The organism is Streptomyces sp. NPDC047079 (genome assembly GCF_040643755.1).
Taxonomy (GTDB): domain Bacteria; phylum Actinomycetota; class Actinomycetes; order Streptomycetales; family Streptomycetaceae; genus Streptomyces.
This window is the reverse complement of sequence record NZ_JBEYUZ010000035.1, coordinates 1-16,435: the sequence shown is the minus strand read 5'-3', so window position 1 is coordinate 16,435 and position 16,435 is coordinate 1. Positions and strand designations below refer to the sequence as shown.

Genomic DNA, 16,435 nt, shown 5'->3' with positions numbered 1-16,435 from the left:
ACATGCAGACCGGGTTGATCAGTCCATGAACGGCCGGTGAACACCGGCTTCCCGGTATCCGATAGCCTCTGCCGACATGCCGCCCGGTCCCGCCCCGGGCGCCCCACACCACACACACGACCGGCGCCCGTACGCGTCGGGCCTCAGGGAGTGAGTTCGTCTGTCGACCGCCATCCTCACCGGACAGCCGGTCCCCGGGTCGTCGCTCGAGGGCGATCTGCGGTCCCTCGGCTTCGACGTGCGGGTCGCCACCGACACCGGTGACGCCGAGACACTCCTCGCCGCCGTGCCGGCCGACCAGCGTGTCGCGATCGTCGACAGCCGCTTCGTGGGTCATCCGCACGCCCTGCGGCTCGGCCTGACCGATCCCCGCTTCCCGGTCGCCGCCGTGCCCGGTGCCGTGACCGCGCAGCCCACCGCCCGGCAGGCACTGACCCGCGCCCTCGCCCGTGAGAACTCCGCGGCGACCGGCGCCGCGTACTCCGCGCTCCCGGCTTCCTCCCCTCTTCTGGCATCGCTCGAGCGGGAGCCCCATGAGCGAGGAGGCGCCCCCACCGTCACCGACAGCCTCGCCGGCCGCCTCGCCGAGGCCCTCGAGGCCGACGGCGTCCCGGTCCACCGCCCCGAGCTGGGCGCGCTCGTCGCCGCCGTCCCCACGGACCCCCAGGCCCGCAACGAGGCACGCCAGGCGGTCTCGGCCGTCGACGACGAGGCCATACGCCTGCGCAGCGCCGTCAAGGCCCGCGACGGCTTCTTCACCACGCACTTCATCAGCCCCTACTCGCGCTACCTCGCCCGCTGGTGCGCCCGCCAGGGGCTTACCCCCAACCAGGTCACCACCGCCTCGCTGCTCACCGCCCTGATCGCGGCGGGCTGCGCGGCCACCGGCACCCGTGGCGGCTTCATCGGCGCAGGGATCCTGCTGATCCTGTCCTTCGTGCTCGACTGCACCGACGGCCAGCTCGCCCGCTACTCATTGCAGTACTCCACGCTCGGCGCCTGGCTCGACGCCACCTTCGACCGCGCCAAGGAGTACGCCTACTACGCGGGCCTCGCCCTCGGCGCCGCCCGTGGCGGCGACGACGTATGGGCCCTGGCGCTCGGCGCGATGGTCCTCCAGACCTGCCGGCATGTCGTCGACTTCGCCTTCAACGAGGCGAACGTGGGCGATCCGGCCGCGACCGCCAACACCAGCCCCACCGCCGCCCTCTCGGACCGCCTCGACAGCGTCGGCTGGACGGTCTGGGTGCGCCGGATGATCGTTCTGCCGATCGGCGAGCGCTGGGCGCTGATCGCCGTCCTGACCGCGGCCACCACCCCCCGGACCACCTTCACGGTGCTGCTCATCGGCTGCGCCTTCGCCGCCACCTACACCACCGCGGGCCGCGTCCTGCGCTCGCTGACGCGCAAGGCCCGAAGGACCGACCGGGCGGCGCGGTCGCTGGCGGACCTGGCGGACAGCGGGCCGCTCGCCGAGGGCCTCCTGCCGCTTCTGCGGAAGCGACCCCTGCGGGTCCCGCGTCTCCCCATCGCGCTTCTCGGCGCCGCGCTGGCGGTCGCCGGCGTGGGCATGGCGCCGTACGGCAGCCCCTTGCCCGTCGTCTTCGCCGCGCTGTACGTCCTCACCTCCGCCGCCGCGATGGCCCAGCCCCTCAAGGGCTCCCTCGACTGGCTCGTGCCGCCCTTCTTCCGGGCCGCCGAATACGGCACCGTCCTGCTTCTCGCGGCCAAATCAGGGGTGAACGGAGCGCTTCCGGCAGCTTTCGGGCTGGTTGCGGCCGTCGCCTACCATCACTACGACACGGTGTACCGCATCCGCGGCGACGCCGGCGCGCCGCCGAGTCGGCTGGTGCGCGCAATCGGGGGGCAGGAAGGCCGGACGCTGCTGGTCACGATCCTGGCCGCGCTGCTCACCGCGGCGCAGTTCAAGGTCGCGCTCACGGTCCTCGCCGTCTACGTAGCCCTCGTGGTGCTCGTGGAGAGCATCCGCTTCTGGGTGACCGCCCACAAGGACGGCGCACCCGCCGTACACGATGAAGGAGAACCTGCATGATCGGCCTCGTGCTGGCGGCCGGCGCCGGACGGCGTCTGCGCCCCTACACCGACACCCTGCCCAAGGCTCTGGTGCCGGTAGGGCCCGTGGGCATGGAGGAAAGCCTCACAGTGCTGGACCTCACCCTCGGCAACTTCGCCGAGGTCGGTCTGACCGAGGCCGCGATCATCGTCGGCTACCGCAAGGAGGCCGTGTACGAGCGCCGGGAGGCACTCGAGCGGAAGTACGGCCTGAAGCTCTCCCTCATCGACAACGACAAGGCCGAGGAGTGGAACAACGCCTACTCCCTGTGGTGCGGCCGTGACGCCCTCAGGGACGGAGTGATCCTCGCCAACGGCGACACCGTGCACCCGGTCTCCGTCGAGAAGACGCTGCTCGCCTCCCGCGGCGACGGCAAGAGGATCATCCTCGCCCTCGACACGGTGAAAGAGCTCGCCGACGAGGAGATGAAGGTCGTCGTGGACCCCGAAAAGGGCGTCCGCAAGATCACCAAGCTCATGGAGCCGTCCGAGGCGACCGGCGAGTACATCGGCGTCACCCTCATCGAGGGCGAGGCGGCCGGGGAACTGGCCGACGCGCTGAAGACGGTGTGGGAGACCGACCCGCAGCAGTTCTACGAGCACGGCTACCAGGAGCTGGTCAACCGCGGCTTCAAGATCGACGTGGCCCCGATCGGCGACGTGCCCTGGGTCGAGATCGACAACCACGACGACCTGGCCCGGGGGCGGGAGATCGCGTGCCGGTACTGACGAGGCTCATTCCCTCGCCGGTCGTCGTCGACATCCGCCCGGGTGCCCTGGACGACCTGGCGAGCGTGCTCGCCGACGAGCGCATCTCGCACTCCGGCAAGCTGGCCATCGCCGTCAGTGACGGCTCGGGCGCCCGGCTGCGCGAGCGGCTCGCGCCCAGCCTGCCCGGCGCCACCTGGTACGAAGTCGGCGGTGGCACCCTCGACGACGCGGTCCGGCTGGCCGGCGACATGAAGGCGGGCCACTACGACGCGCTCGTGGGCCTGGGCGGCGGCAAGATCATCGACTGTGCCAAGTTCGCCGCGGCACGCGTCGGCCTGCCGCTGGTCGCCGTGCCCACGAACCTCGCCCACGACGGCCTGTGCTCGCCGGTCGCGACCCTCGACAACGACGCGGGCCGCGGCTCCTACGGTGTGCCCAACCCGATCGCGGTCGTCATCGACCTCGACGTCATCCGCGAGGCCCCGGTGCGCTTCGTGCGCGCCGGCATCGGCGACGCCGTGTCGAACATCTCCGCGATCGCGGACTGGGAGCTGGCCAACCGGGTCAATGGGGAGAAGATCGACGGGCTCGCCGCGGCGATAGCCCGGCAGGCCGGCGAGGCGGTGCTGCGCCACCCCGGCGGCATCGGCGAGAACGACTTCCTCCAGGTGCTGGCCGAGGCCCTGGTCCTCAGCGGGATCGCCATGTCGGTGTCGGGAGACTCCCGCCCGTCCTCCGGCGCGTGCCACGAGATCAACCACGCGTTCGACCTGCTGTTCCCCCGGCGCGCCGCCGCCCACGGCGAGCAGTGCGGACTGGGCGCGGCCTTCGCGATGTATCTGCGGGGGGCGCACGAGGAGTCGGCGTACATGGCCCAGGTGCTGCGCCGGCACGGGCTGCCCGTACTTCCGGAGGAGATCGGCTTCACGGTGGACGAGTTCGTCCGGGCCGTGGAGTTCGCCCCGCAGACCCGGCCAGGCCGCTACACGATTCTCGAACACCTCGACCTGAAGACCGACCAGATCAAGGACACGTACGCCGACTATGTCAAGGCCATCGGTAGCTGAACTCCGCCCCGTCGTGCACCCGGCAGGGGTGAAGGACCGGCGCAGCGGTGAGCACTGGGCGGGACGCCTCTACATGCGTGAGGTCTCCCTGCGGGTCGACCGCTACCTGGTGAACACCAGGGTCACGCCCAACCAGCTGACCTACCTGATGACCGTCTTCGGCATGCTCGCCGCCCCGGCCCTGCTGGTGCCGGGCATCGCGGGCGCCGTGCTCGGCGTGGTGATGGTCCAGCTCTACCTGCTGCTCGACTGCGTCGACGGCGAGATAGCCCGCTGGAAGAAGCAGTTCTCGCTCGGCGGGGTGTACCTGGACCGCGTCGGCGCCTACCTGTGCGACGCGGCGGTGCTGGTGGGCTTCGGCCTGCGCGCCGCCGATCTGTGGGGTCCCGGGCGGATCGACTGGCTGTGGGCCTTCCTCGGCACCCTCGCCGCGCTTGGCGCCGTCCTGATCAAGGCCGAGACCGACCTCGTCGGTGTCGCCCGGCACCAGGGCGGGCTGCCGCCGGTCAAGGAGGCGGCTGCCGAGCCGCGCTCGTCCGGCCTGGCGCTGGCCCGCAGGGCGGCCTCGGCGCTGAAGTTCCACCGCCTCGTCCTCGGGATCGAGGCGTCCCTGCTGATCCTGGTCCTGGCGATCGTGGACGCGGTCCGGGGCGACCTGTTCCTCGAGCGGCTCGGCGTCGCCGTGCTGGCGGGCATCGCGCTCCTGCAGACCCTGCTGCACCTGGTGTCCATCCTCGCCTCCAGCAGGCTGAAGTGAGCGGCGGCATAAAGGTCGGGGCGGTCGTCATCACGATGGGCAACCGTCCCGCCGAGCTGCGCGCCCTCCTCGACTCGGTCGCCGAACAGGACGGCGGCCCGGTCGAGGTCGTCGTGGTGGGCAACGGCTCGCCGCTCCCGGACGTCCCGGACGGCGTCCGCACCGTCGAGCTGCCCGAAAACCTCGGCATCCCCGGCGGCCGCAACGTCGGCATCGAGGCGTTCGGACCCGGCGGCACCGACGTGGACGTCCTACTCTTCCTGGACGACGACGGCCTGCTCGCCCGGAACGACACCGCGGAGCTGTGCCGCCAGGCCTTCGCCGAAGACCCGCAACTCGGCATCATCAGCTTCCGCATCGCCGACCCCGACACCGGTGAGACCCAGCGCCGCCACGTGCCGCGACTGCGTGCCTCGGACCCGATGCGCTCCTCCCGGGTGACCACCTTCCTGGGCGGCGCCAACGCCGTCCGCACCAAGGTTTTCGCCGAGGTCGGCGGGCTGCCGGACGAGTTCTTCTACGCCCACGAGGAGACCGACCTGGCCTGGCGGGCCCTGGACGCGGGCTGGATGATCGACTACCGCTCGGACATGGTCCTGTACCACCCCACGACCGCGCCGTCCCGGCACGCGGTCTATCACCGGATGGTCGCCCGCAACCGGGTCTGGCTGGCCCGCCGCAACCTTCCGGTCGTTCTCGTCCCTGTCTATCTGGGCGTGTGGATGCTGCTGACATTGCTGCGCCGCCCCTCGCGGGCCGCCCTGAGGGCGTGGTTCGGCGGCTTCAGGGAGGGCTGGGCGGCTCCATGCGGTCCCCGCCGCCCCATGAAGTGGCGTACGGTGTGGCGGCTGACCCGACTGGGCCGGCCTCCGGTCATCTGACAAGCTCGATAGTCGGAAACAGCGGGGGGACCCAAGTCCCGGCTCCCACCGTGCGCGGGCAGGCCGCGCGTCCCGGAAACGGAGAGTTTACCAACCTGTGAGTGAGACAACGCATGACGGCGGTGTCGCGGTGAGCGACCGACCGTCGCCCGATGACGGGCTGACCGCGGCCGAGCTGGCCGCCAAGTACGGGCTCTCGGTGAGCGGTGCCCGGCCCGGACTCGCCGACTACGTCCGCCAGCTGTGGGGGCGGCGTCACTTCATCCTCGCCTTCTCGCAGGCGAAGCTCACCGCCCAGTACAGCCAGGCCAAGCTCGGCCAGTTGTGGCAGGTCGCCACACCACTGCTGAACGCGTTCGTGTACTACCTGATCTTCGGGCTGATCCTGAAGGCCAGCCGGGGCATGTCGCACGGCACGTACATCCCCTTCCTGGTGACCGGTGTCTTCGTCTTCACCTTCACCCAGAGCTCGATCATGGCCGGTGTCCGGGCGATCTCCGGCAATCTGGGCCTGGTGCGCGCCCTGCACTTCCCGCGGGCCTCGCTGCCCGTCTCGTTCGCGCTGCAACAGCTCCAGCAGCTGCTCTTCTCGATGATCGTGCTGTTCGCCGTGGCCGTGGGCTTCGGCAGCTACCCGAGCCTGTCCTGGCTGCTGATCGTCCCGGTCCTGGTGCTCCAGTTCCTCTTCAACACGGGCCTCGCGCTGATCGTGGCGCGGATGGGCGCCCAGACCCCGGACCTCGCCCAGCTGATGCCGTTCGTCCTGCGCACCTGGATGTACGCGTCGGGCGTGATGTTCTCCATCAACAACATGCTCGTCGGCCGCCCCGAATGGGTGATCCGCGCGTTGCAGGTCAATCCGGCCGCCGTCTACATGGACCTGATGCGCTTCGCGCTCATCAAGGACTACGGTGCCGGGAACCTCCCGCCGCACGTCTGGGCCATCGCTCTGTTCTGGGCCGTGGCCGTCTTCGCCGGCGGGTTCGTGTACTTCTGGAAGGCGGAGGAGCGGTACGGCCGTGGCTGAGCAGAACACCGGGGCGAGGATCCCCACCGTCGTCGCGGACGACCTGCACATCGTCTACCGCGTCAACGGCGCCAAGACCGGCAAGGGCAGCGCGACCGCCGCCCTCAGCCGCATCCTCAAGCGAGGCTCCGACGACACGGCGCGCGGTGTGCGCAAGGTGCACGCCGTCAGGGGTGTCTCCTTCGTCGCCTACCGCGGCGAGGCCATCGGGCTGATCGGCTCGAACGGCTCCGGCAAGTCCACCCTGCTGCGCGCCATCGCCGGACTGCTGCCCGCCGAGCGGGGCAAGGTCTACACCGACGGCCAGCCTTCGCTGCTCGGTGTGAACGCGGCCCTGATGAACGACCTGACGGGCGAGCGCAACGTCATCCTGGGCGGTCTCGCGATGGGTATGTCCCGCGAGGAGATCAAGGAGCGCTACCAGGAGATCGTCGACTTCTCCGGCATCAACGAGAAGGGCGACTTCATCACGCTGCCGATGCGCACCTACTCCTCCGGCATGGCGGCGCGGCTGCGCTTCTCCATCGCGGCCGCCAAGGACCACGACGTCCTCATGATCGACGAGGCCCTCGCCACCGGTGACCGCAAGTTCCAGAAGCGCTCCGAGGACCGCATCAGAGAGCTGCGCAAGGAGGCGGGCACGGTGTTTCTGGTCAGCCACAACAACAAGTCGATCCGTGACACCTGCGACCGCGTGCTGTGGCTGGAGCGTGGTGAGCTGCGGATGGACGGCCCCACCGAAGAGGTCCTCAAGGAGTACGAGAAGTTCACGGGCAAGTAATTCCCCCCGTGACCGAGGGCCCGGCGGGTACGCTCCCGCCGGGCCCTGCGTCTGCAAAGGAAATGCCAACTCTCGCTGCCCTTAGGAATCTTGAGGCCAATCGGTGTGTTGTTGTGATCTGCAGGACACCCCGCCGGAGCTCCGTTAGTTGTACAACGTAAGCTGTACCGGTGCTGATTCGCGGCAACTGGGGCGATAATGCCCTACACCCCCCTACCTGCCGTGCTGCGTGGACGGCCGGGCGGCGTGTCCGAAATAGGATGTATTGGGTCGGCAGTGTAGAACGGGAGATGTGACGGCAATGGCTACGGAAAGTCTCCAGCTCCGCCAGGCATGTGCCGTCTACGCGCCGGGCGGCGAGCGGTGACCGAAGCCGGGACGACGCGCATCGGCGACCCGGAGCGTGCCACCCTCGACAAGGCCGCGGACGAGAACTTCCCCGTGGCGCCGTTCTTCCTGCCCCGGGCCTGGCGTGCCGACCTGATGGCCGTCTACGGCTTCGCCCGTCTCGTCGACGACATCGGCGACGGCGACCTCGCCCCCGGTGGCGCCGACGCCCGTCTCCTCGGCGCGTCGGCCGAGGAGGCCGAAGACCCCCTCCTCCTTCTGGACGCCTTCGAGGCCGACCTGCACCGGGTCTTCGACTCGACACCGCGCCATCCCCTTCTGCGCCGCCTCCAGCCCACGGTCCGGCGCGCCGGTCTCACCCCCGAGCCGTTCCTCGGCCTCATCGCCGCCAACCGCCAGGACCAGCTGGTCGGGCGGTACGAGACGTACGACGACCTCCTCGCCTACTGCGAACTGTCCGCCAACCCGGTCGGGCGGCTCGTCCTGGCCGTCACCGGCACCTCCACCCCCGAGCGCGTCCGCCGCTCCGACGCGATCTGCACGGCTCTCCAGATCGTCGAGCACCTCCAGGACGTCGCCGAGGACGTCGGCCGTGACCGGATCTATCTGCCCGCCGTGGACATGAAACGCTTCCATGTACAGGAGGCGGACCTCGCCAGGAGTGCCACGAGCGCGTCCGTGCGTGCACTGGTCGCGTACGAGGCGGAACGCGCACGCGATCTTTTGAATGAAGGCGCCCCCCTCGTGGGTAGCGTGCACGGCAGGCTGAGGCTGCTGCTCGCGGGCTTCGTGGCGGGAGGAAGGGCGGCGATCGGCGCAATCGCCGCCGCCGATTACGACGTACTGTCCGGCCCGCCCAAGCCCGGCAAGCTCCGGTTGCTGCGTGAGGTGGGCGTGACTCTGCGAGGAGAGGGGTGATTCGGACCGTGGAGTCGGAACAACATGTGTCCCCGCCGGTACTCGCCGCGTACAGCTACTGCGAGACCGTGACCGGACAGCAGGCCCGGAACTTCGCCTACGGCATCAGGCTCCTGCCGACGCCCAAGCGCCGCGCGATGTCGGCGCTCTACGCGTTCTCCCGGCGGGTCGACGACATCGGCGACGGCACGCTCGAGGCCGACGTCAAGGCCGCACGGCTCGAGGAGACCCGGGCGCTGCTCGACCGTGTCCGGGACGGAAAGGTGGCCGAGGACGACACCGATCCGGTCGCCGTCGCCCTCACCCACGCCGCCGCTCACTTCCCGATCCCGCTCGGCGGTCTCGACGAACTCATCGACGGCGTGGTCATGGACGTACGCGGCGAGACCTATGAGACCTGGGACGATCTGAAGGTCTACTGCCGCTGCGTGGCCGGGGCCATCGGCCGCCTCTCGCTCGGCGTGTTCGGCACGGAACCAGGGGCGCGCGGCGCCGAGCGCGCGCCGGAGTACGCCGACACGCTCGGGCTCGCACTGCAACTCACCAACATCCTGCGGGACATCCGTGAGGACGCCGAGGGCGGACGCGTCTACCTCCCCGCCGACGACCTCGCCAAGTTCGGCTGCTCGGCCGGGTTCCTCGGACCGACCGCGCCCGAGGGCTCCGACTTCGCCGGCCTCGTGCACTTCGAAGTGCGACGGGCCCGCGCCCTGTTCGCCGAGGGCTACCGGCTGCTGCCCATGCTCGACCGGCGCAGCGGCGCCTGCGTCGCCGCCATGGCCGGGATCTACCGCCGTCTTCTCGACCGCATCGAGCGCGAGCCCGAGGCCGTGCTGCGCGGCCGGGTCTCGCTGCCGGGACGTGAGAAGGCGTACGTCGCCGTGCGCGGCCTCTCGGGTCTCGACGCCCGGAACGTCTCCCGACGCATGGTCAGGAGGCGCGGCTGATGGGCGGACCCCTCCGCCGTGTCCCCACCGGCGAAAAGCGGCAGGCAACCCTCCGGTGCGGCGCGGCGTCCCTGACTGCGACGGTCCGCCGTGCATCGTTCAAGCACCACGGAGGACCGGCAGGGGAGGAACGACCATGAGCGACGGCACACAGCCGGAGGGCCCGTCCGCGGACAACCCGGCCCAGCTCGGGACGCCGTCCGGTGCCGGGGCGTCCGCCGTGGTGGTCGGCGGGGGGCTCGCCGGGATCACGGCCGCGCTGGCGCTCGCCGACGCCGGAGTGCGGGTCACCCTGCTGGAGGGCCGGCCGCGACTGGGCGGTCTCGCCTTCTCGTTCCACCGGGGCGATCTGACCGTCGACAACGGCCAGCACGTGTATCTGCGCTGCTGCATCGCCTACCGCTGGTTCCTCGACCGCATCGACGCGGCCGCTCTGGCACCCCTGCAGGATCGTCTCGACGTGCCCGTACTCGACGCGAACGGCCCCCCGGGACGACGGCTCGGCAGACTACGGCGCGACGCGCTGCCCGTACCCCTGCACCTCGGGCGCAGCCTGGCCACCTATCCCCATCTCTCGCTCGCCGAGCGCGCCAGAGTCGGGCGTGCCGCACTGGCCCTGCGGGCACTGGACCTCGCCGACCCCGCGCTCGACACCCAGGACTTCGGCAGCTGGCTGGCCGCACACGGTCAGTCGGCGCGCGCCATCGAGGCACTGTGGGACCTGGTCGGGGTCGCCACCCTCAACGCGGTGGCCGAAGACGCCTCGCTCGGGCTCGCCGCGATGGTGTTCAAGACGGGTCTGCTGTCCGACCCGGGCGCGGCCGACATCGGCTGGGCGCGCGTCCCGCTGGGCGAACTGCACGACCGGCTGGCCCGCAAGGCGCTCGACTCCGCGGGCGTTCGTACCGAGGTCCGTACACGCGTCACCTCCATCTCCCCTAACGAGAACGGCGGCTGGAGCGTTCAGGTTCCCGGCGAGCACATCGAAACCGACGCGGTGGTCCTCGCCGTGCCGCAGCGCGACGCGCACGATCTGCTGCCCGCCACGGCCCTCGACGAACCCGGGCGGTTGCTCGAGATCGGCACGGCGCCGATCCTCAACGTCCACGTCGTCTACGACCGCAAGGTGCTCGGGTGCCCGTTCTTCGCGGCGCTCGGCTCCCCCGTGCAGTGGGTCTTCGACCGCACCGAGGCCTCCGGGCTGCGCGAGGGCCAGTACCTCGCGCTGTCCCAGTCGGCCGCCCAGGACGAGATCGACGAGCCGGTCTCGGTGCTGCGCGCACGCTATCTCCCGGAACTGGAACGGCTGTTGCCCGCCGCCCGCGGTGCCGAGGTGAAGGACTTCTTCGTGACCCGGGAGCGCACGGCGACGTTCGCTCCCCGTCCCGGTGTCGGGCGACTGCGGCCCGGCGCCCGCACCAAGGCCCCCGGCCTCTTCCTGGCCGGAGCGTGGACCGCCACCGGGTGGCCCGCGACCATGGAGAGTGCGGTCCGCAGTGGTGTCAGCGCGGCGGGCGCCGCGCTGGGCGCCCTGGGCCGGTCCGGCGCCCACCTCCCCGACCTCTTCGAGGAGGCGGCATGACCATGAGTGTCCCCGCGCACGGAACCGGTTCCCGCACCCCCGGTATCGCAACAAGAGGAGAGACTGTGCCCACTGTGCCCCCGGCCGAGACGGCCGCTCGAGAGACCGCGGTGGACGTGTCCGCGCTTCTGGAGCGCTGCCGGAGCCTGGCCGCCCCGGTGCTGCGGGAGGCAGTGGACCGCCTGGCACCGCCCATGGACACCGTCGCCGCCTACCACTTCGGCTGGATCGACGCCGAGGGCAACCCCGCGGACGGCGACGGCGGCAAGGCCGTACGTCCCGCCCTGGCCCTGCTCTCCGCGCGGGCCGCGGGGCGCGCCCCCGAAGTGGGCGTGCCCGGCGCGGTCGCGGTGGAGCTGGTGCACAACTTCTCCCTGCTGCACGACGACCTGATGGACGGCGACGAACAGCGCCGCCACCGTGACACCGTGTGGAAGGTGCACGGCCCGGCCCAGGCGATCCTCGTCGGCGACGCGCTGTTCGCCCTGGCCAACGAGGTTCTGCTGGAACTCGGCACCGTGGAGGCCGGACGCGCCGCCCGGCGTCTGACCACCGCCACCCGCGCCCTGATCGACGGTCAGGCACAGGACATCTCCTATGAGCACCGCGACCGCGTCAGCGTCCCGGAGTGCCTGGAGATGGAGGGCAACAAGACCGGAGCCCTGCTCGCCTGCGCCTCCTCCATCGGCGCCGTCCTCGGCGGCGCCGACGACGCGACCGCCGACACCCTGGAGAAGTACGGCTACCACCTCGGCCTCGCCTTCCAGGCCGTCGACGACCTCCTCGGCATCTGGGGCGACCCGGAGACCACGGGCAAGCAGACCTGGAGCGATCTGCGGCAGCGCAAGAAGTCCCTGCCGGTCGTGGCCGCGCTGGCGGCCGACGGACCCGCCTCCGAGCGGCTCGGCCGGCTGCTCGCGGAGGACGCCAAGAGCAGCGACTTCGAGAACTTCTCCGAGGAGGAGTTCGCCGCGCGCGCCGCGCTCATCGAGGAGGCGGGCGGACGCGACTGGACCGCCCAGGAGGCGCGCCGCCAGCACGCGATCGCCGTCGAGGCGCTGGCCTCGGTCCGGATGCCCCAGGAGGTGCGCGCGCAGTTCACGGCGCTCGCCGACTTCGTCGTCGTACGAAAGAGATGATCGGTATCGGTCGAACACACCGCGCTTAGTCGCCGGCCGGTGGCTCCCGCACTCTCGTCATCGCTCGAGCGGGGGGGATCCCCATCGCGCACGCCACCGGCCGACGGCGGACCCACAGCAGCACGACTCGCACGACTGCACGAAGGGGAAGCCATGACAGCGACGACCGACGGAAGCAGCGGGGCTCTCCCGCCCCGCGCTGCCTCGGCCAGCGAGACCGACGTACCGCTTCCGGAGGCGGCCGGGACGGTAGGTACCCGAAAGGCCGCCGAGCGCGCCCTGCGGCGCGCGACGGACTTCCTGCTCGCTCGGCAGGACGCCGAGGGCTGGTGGAAGGGCGACCTCGAGACGAACGTCACGATGGACGCCGAGGACCTGCTGCTCCGTCAGTTCCTTGGAATCTCCGACGAGAAGACCACCCGCGCCGCCGCCCTGTTCATCCGCGGCGAGCAGCGCGAGGACGGCACCTGGGCCACCTTCTACGGCGGACCCGGCGAACTGTCCACCACCATCGAGGCGTACGTCGCCCTGCGCCTGGCCGGGGACGCGCCTGAGGACCCCCATATGGCGAAGGCCGCCGCCTGGGTCCGCGAGCAGGGCGGCATCGCCGCCTCCCGCGTCTTCACCCGGATCTGGCTCGCCCTCTTCGGCTGGTGGAAGTGGGAGGATCTGCCGGAACTGCCGCCGGAACTCATCTACTTCCCGAAGTGGATGCCCCTCAACATCTACGACTTCGGGTGCTGGGCCCGCCAGACGATCGTGCCGCTCACCATCGTCTCCGCGAAACGGCCGGTGCGGCCCGCACCGTTCCCGCTGGACGAACTGCACACCGACCCGAGCGACCCCAACCCGGCCAAGGGCCTGGCACCCGTGGCCAGTTGGGACGGCGTCTTCCAGCGGCTCGACAAGGCGCTGCACCAGTTCCGCAAGGTCGCCCCGCGCCGGCTGCGCAGGGCCGCGATGAACGCCGCGGCCCGCTGGATCATCGAGCGGCAGGAGAACGACGGCTGCTGGGGCGGGATCCAGCCGCCCGCCGTGTACTCGGTCATCGCCCTGCACCTGCTCGGCTATGACCTCCAGCACCCCGTGATGCGCGAGGGCATGGCCTCACTGGACCGGTTCGCGGTGTGGCGCGAGGACGGCGCCCGGATGATCGAGGCGTGCCAGTCCCCGGTGTGGGACACCTGCCTCGCCACCATCGCGCTCGCCGACGCGGGCCTGCCCGCCGACCATCCGCAACTGGTGAAGGCCGCGGACTGGATGCTCGGCGAGCAGATCGTCCGGCCGGGCGACTGGTCCGTACAGCGCCCGCAACTTCCGCCGGGTGGCTGGGCGTTCGAGTTCCACAACGACAACTACCCGGACATCGACGACACCGCCGAGGTCGTCCTCGCCCTGCGCCGGGTCAGCCATCCCGATCCGGAGCGGGTCGAGAAGGCCATCGCGCACGGTGTGCGCTGGAACCTCGGCATGCAGTCGAAGAACGGCGCGTGGGGCGCCTTCGACGTCGACAACACCAGCCCGTTCCCCAACCGGCTGCCGTTCTGCGACTTCGGCGAGGTCATCGACCCGCCGTCGGCCGACGTCACCGCGCACGTCGTGGAGATGCTCGCGGTCGAGGGTCTCTCCCACGACCCGCGCACCCGGCGCGGCATCGAGTGGCTGCTGGCCGAACAGGAGCCGGACGGCTCGTGGTTCGGGCGCTGGGGCGTCAACTACGTGTACGGCACCGGCTCGGTGGTGCCCGCGCTGGTGGCCGCAGGCATTCCCGCTGCGCACCCGGCGATCCGCAGAGCCGTCTCCTGGCTGGAGCGCGTACAGAACGACGACGGCGGCTGGGGCGAGGATCTGCGCTCCTATCACAACGCCCGGGAGTGGAGCGGCCGGGGCGCCTCTACCGCCTCGCAGACGGCCTGGGCGCTGCTCGCGCTGCTGGCCGCGGGGGAGGCGGAGGGCAAGGCGACGGAGCGCGGCATCGACTTCCTCGCCCGGACCCAGAACGAGGACGGCTCCTGGGACGAGCCGTACTTCACCGGCACCGGCTTCCCCTGGGACTTCTCCATCAACTACCACCTCTACCGGCAGGTCTTCCCGCTCACCGCGCTCGGCCGCTATGTCCACGGCGAGCCGTTCGCCGGGGCCAAGGGGAGCTGATGAGCCGGAAGCCCGACTCGGCCCCGCTGCTGATCGCCTGCGCGCTCGGCATCGAGCACCTCGCCCTGCGCAGCGGTGACCGCACCGGCGCCGGCGGGCGCGTCACACTGCTCCGAACGGGTATGGGCCCCCGGGCGGCGGAACGCTCGGTCGTCCGGGCGCTCGCCGAGCCGGCCCACGCCGGGGCGGCCGTCCTCGCCACGGGCTTCTGCGCGGGCCTAGCGCCCGGTATGCACCCCGGTGACCTGGTCGTCGCCGAGGAGACCCGGGACCCGCGCGGTACCACCGCCTGCGTCCACCCCGACCTGCTCGTCAAGGAACTCGTGCGCTGCCTCCCGGGGCGCACGGTCCACACGGGACCGCTCACCGGTTCGGACCACGTCGTCCGAGGTCAGGAGCGGTCGGCACTGTTCGCGACCGGCGCGATCGCGGTCGACATGGAGTCCGCGGCCACGCTCCGCAGCGCCGTGCGGACGGGCCCGCGTCCGGTTGCGGCCGTCCGAGTGGTCGTGGACGCTCCAGAACATGAACTCGTCCGGATCGGCACCTTGCGCGGTGGAATATCGGCCTTCCGCGTACTTCGTGCCATCCTCCCGGCTTTCTTTGAATGGCACCGATCCTTGCTGCTCCCCCGGAGGTGAGCCAGATGGCCATGCCGCTGCGCCAGTCCATCAAGGTGGCGACCTATCTCTTCGAACAGAAGCTGCGCAAGCGGGACAAATTCCCGCTGATTGTGGAGCTTGAACCCCTCTTCGCCTGCAATCTGAAGTGCGAGGGCTGCGGCAAGATCCAGCACCCGGCGGGGGTGCTGAAGCAGCGTATGCCGGTGGCGCAGGCGGTGGGTGCGGTACTGGAGTCGGGTGCGCCCATGGTGTCGATCGCCGGTGGCGAACCGCTGATGCACCCGCAGATCGACGAGATCGTGCGGCAGTTGGTGGCCCGCAGGAAGTACGTCTTCCTCTGCACCAACGCCATGCTGCTGCGCAAGAAGATGGACAAGTTCACGCCTTCGCCGTACTTCGCGTTCGCGGTGCACATCGACGGCCTGCGCGAGCGGCACGACGAGTCGGTGGCCAAGGAGGGTGTGTTCGACGAGGCGGTGGAGGCCATCAAGGAGGCCAAGCGGCGTGGTTTCCGGGTCACCACCAACTCGACCTTCTTCAACACCGACACCCCGCAGACCGTCATCGAGGTGCTCAACTTCCTCAACGACGACCTGAAGGTGGACGAGATGATGATCTCGCCCGCCTACGCCTACGAGAAGGCGCCCGACCAGGAGCACTTCCTGGGTGTGGAGCAGACCCGGGAGCTGTTCAAGAAGGCGTTCGCGGGCGGCAACCGGCGCCGCTGGCGCCTCAACCACTCGCCGCTGTTCCTCGACTTCCTCGAGGGCAAGGTCGACTTCCCCTGCACGGCCTGGGCGATCCCGAACTACTCGCTGTTCGGCTGGCAGCGGCCCTGCTACCTGATGAGCGACGGGTACGTGCCGACGTACCGGGAGCTGATCGAGAAGACCGACTGGGACAAGTACGGCCGCGGGAAGGACCCGCGCTGCGCCAACTGCATGGCGCACTGCGGCTACGAGCCGACCGCGGTACTGGCCACCATGGGCTCCCTCAAGGAGTCCCTGCGGGCCATGCGCGAGACGGTCGCCCAGAACCCCGGAAAAGACGGGTGAGGCCATGACGGCCGTTTCCTTGGGCGTCCCCGAGGTACCGGCCCGGCCGATCGCCGAGCGACGCGTGTCGCGGCGGATCCAGGTCGGGCCGGTGGCGGTGGGCGGGGGCGCCCCGGTGTCGGTGCAGTCGATGACGACGACGCGTACGTCGGACATCGGTGCCACGTTGCAGCAGATCGCGGAGCTGACCGCGTCGGGCTGTCAGATCGTCCGGGTGGCGTGTCCGACGCAGGACGACGCGGACGCGCTGGCGACGATCGCGGGGAAGTCGCAGATCCCGGTGATCGCGGACATTCACTTCCAGCCGAAGTATGTGTTCGCGGCGATCGAGGCGGGCTGTGCGGCGGTCCGGGTCAACCCGGGCAACATCAA

The 16,435-nt window shown here is 70.7% G+C and carries 16 protein-coding genes; all 16 read left to right on the top strand.

From position 1 onward, the window contains the following. The first annotated feature begins 160 nt into the window (after positions 1 to 160). On the top strand, positions 161 to 2,053 hold the full coding sequence (locus ABZ823_RS28120; RefSeq protein WP_361665677.1) for a DUF5941 domain-containing protein: 1,893 nt from the start codon (positions 161 to 163) through the stop codon (positions 2,051 to 2,053). Further along, positions 2,050 to 2,802 (top strand): phosphocholine cytidylyltransferase family protein, encoded by a 753-nt coding sequence (locus ABZ823_RS28115; RefSeq protein WP_361665656.1) that lies wholly within the window; start codon positions 2,050 to 2,052, stop codon positions 2,800 to 2,802. Before ABZ823_RS28120 ends, ABZ823_RS28115 begins: the two co-directional genes overlap by 4 nt. Beyond that, positions 2,790 to 3,851, top strand: a complete 1,062-nt coding sequence (locus tag ABZ823_RS28110; RefSeq protein ID WP_361665655.1) for an iron-containing alcohol dehydrogenase family protein — start codon at positions 2,790 to 2,792, stop codon at positions 3,849 to 3,851. Before ABZ823_RS28115 ends, ABZ823_RS28110 begins: the two co-directional genes overlap by 13 nt. Beyond that, positions 3,829 to 4,608: a CDP-alcohol phosphatidyltransferase family protein gene (locus ABZ823_RS28105; protein WP_361665654.1), complete on the top strand. Its 780-nt coding sequence runs from the start codon at positions 3,829 to 3,831 to the stop codon at positions 4,606 to 4,608. The genes ABZ823_RS28110 and ABZ823_RS28105 overlap by 23 nt, the downstream gene beginning before the upstream one ends. A gap of 8 nt (positions 4,609 to 4,616) precedes the next feature. Beyond that, positions 4,617 to 5,489: a glycosyltransferase gene (locus ABZ823_RS28100; RefSeq protein WP_361665676.1), complete on the top strand. Its 873-nt coding sequence runs from the start codon at positions 4,617 to 4,619 to the stop codon at positions 5,487 to 5,489. Positions 5,490 to 5,586: 97 nt separating this feature from the next. Next, positions 5,587 to 6,516: an ABC transporter permease gene (locus tag ABZ823_RS28095; protein WP_361665653.1), complete on the top strand. Its 930-nt coding sequence runs from the start codon at positions 5,587 to 5,589 to the stop codon at positions 6,514 to 6,516. Further along, positions 6,509 to 7,297, top strand: a complete 789-nt coding sequence (locus ABZ823_RS28090; protein ID WP_361665652.1) for an ABC transporter ATP-binding protein — start codon at positions 6,509 to 6,511, stop codon at positions 7,295 to 7,297. The genes ABZ823_RS28095 and ABZ823_RS28090 overlap by 8 nt, the downstream gene beginning before the upstream one ends. A gap of 363 nt (positions 7,298 to 7,660) precedes the next feature. After that, positions 7,661 to 8,563, top strand: a complete 903-nt coding sequence (gene hpnC / locus ABZ823_RS28085; protein ID WP_361665651.1) for a squalene synthase HpnC — start codon at positions 7,661 to 7,663, stop codon at positions 8,561 to 8,563. Then, positions 8,560 to 9,510, top strand: coding sequence for a presqualene diphosphate synthase HpnD (gene hpnD, locus ABZ823_RS28080; RefSeq protein ID WP_361665650.1), 951 nt, complete (start codon positions 8,560 to 8,562; stop codon positions 9,508 to 9,510). Before hpnC ends, hpnD begins: the two co-directional genes overlap by 4 nt. Continuing rightward, positions 9,510 to 9,650 (top strand): DUF6380 family protein, encoded by a 141-nt coding sequence (locus tag ABZ823_RS28075; protein WP_361665649.1) that lies wholly within the window; start codon positions 9,510 to 9,512, stop codon positions 9,648 to 9,650. The genes hpnD and ABZ823_RS28075 overlap by 1 nt, the downstream gene beginning before the upstream one ends. Next, a complete protein-coding gene (gene hpnE, locus ABZ823_RS28070; RefSeq protein ID WP_361665648.1) occupies positions 9,647 to 11,092 on the top strand; it encodes a hydroxysqualene dehydroxylase HpnE in 1,446 nt (481 codons plus the stop codon). Before ABZ823_RS28075 ends, hpnE begins: the two co-directional genes overlap by 4 nt. 2 nt (positions 11,093 to 11,094) lie before the next feature. Beyond that, positions 11,095 to 12,231, top strand: coding sequence for a polyprenyl synthetase family protein (locus tag ABZ823_RS28065; RefSeq protein ID WP_361665675.1), 1,137 nt, complete (start codon positions 11,095 to 11,097; stop codon positions 12,229 to 12,231). Positions 12,232 to 12,384: 153 nt separating this feature from the next. Next, the gene (shc, locus tag ABZ823_RS28060; protein WP_361665647.1) at positions 12,385 to 14,385 is read left to right on the top strand and encodes a squalene--hopene cyclase; all 2,001 of its coding nucleotides are present in this window, start codon (positions 12,385 to 12,387) and stop codon (positions 14,383 to 14,385) included. Beyond that, the gene (locus tag ABZ823_RS28055; RefSeq protein ID WP_361665646.1) at positions 14,385 to 15,026 is read left to right on the top strand and encodes a 1-hydroxy-2-methyl-2-butenyl 4-diphosphate reductase; all 642 of its coding nucleotides are present in this window, start codon (positions 14,385 to 14,387) and stop codon (positions 15,024 to 15,026) included. The genes shc and ABZ823_RS28055 overlap by 1 nt, the downstream gene beginning before the upstream one ends. A gap of 5 nt (positions 15,027 to 15,031) precedes the next feature. Beyond that, positions 15,032 to 16,063 (top strand): adenosyl-hopene transferase HpnH, encoded by a 1,032-nt coding sequence (gene hpnH, locus ABZ823_RS28050; protein WP_361665645.1) that lies wholly within the window; start codon positions 15,032 to 15,034, stop codon positions 16,061 to 16,063. Between the two features lie 4 nt (positions 16,064 to 16,067). Continuing rightward, positions 16,068 to 16,435: flavodoxin-dependent (E)-4-hydroxy-3-methylbut-2-enyl-diphosphate synthase (locus ABZ823_RS28045; protein WP_361665644.1), on the top strand; the 368-nt coding region annotated here is incomplete at its 3' end.

Bases quoted from the DNA above. Each gene is read 5' to 3' on its own strand.
- ABZ823_RS28115 (WP_361665656.1), top strand. From the start codon at position 2,050: ATGATCGGCCTCGTGCTGGCGGCCGGCGCCGGACGGCGTCTGCGCCCC.
- ABZ823_RS28105 (WP_361665654.1), top strand. From the start codon at position 3,829: ATGTCAAGGCCATCGGTAGCTGAACTCCGCCCCGTCGTGCACCCGGCA.
- ABZ823_RS28075 (WP_361665649.1), top strand. From the start codon at position 9,510: ATGGGCGGACCCCTCCGCCGTGTCCCCACCGGCGAAAAGCGGCAGGCA.
- hpnE (WP_361665648.1), top strand. From the start codon at position 9,647: ATGAGCGACGGCACACAGCCGGAGGGCCCGTCCGCGGACAACCCGGCC.
- ABZ823_RS28065 (WP_361665675.1), top strand. From the start codon at position 11,095: ATGAGTGTCCCCGCGCACGGAACCGGTTCCCGCACCCCCGGTATCGCA.
- shc (WP_361665647.1), top strand. From the start codon at position 12,385: ATGACAGCGACGACCGACGGAAGCAGCGGGGCTCTCCCGCCCCGCGCT.
- ABZ823_RS28055 (WP_361665646.1), top strand. From the start codon at position 14,385: ATGAGCCGGAAGCCCGACTCGGCCCCGCTGCTGATCGCCTGCGCGCTC.
- hpnH (WP_361665645.1), top strand. From the start codon at position 15,032: ATGGCCATGCCGCTGCGCCAGTCCATCAAGGTGGCGACCTATCTCTTC.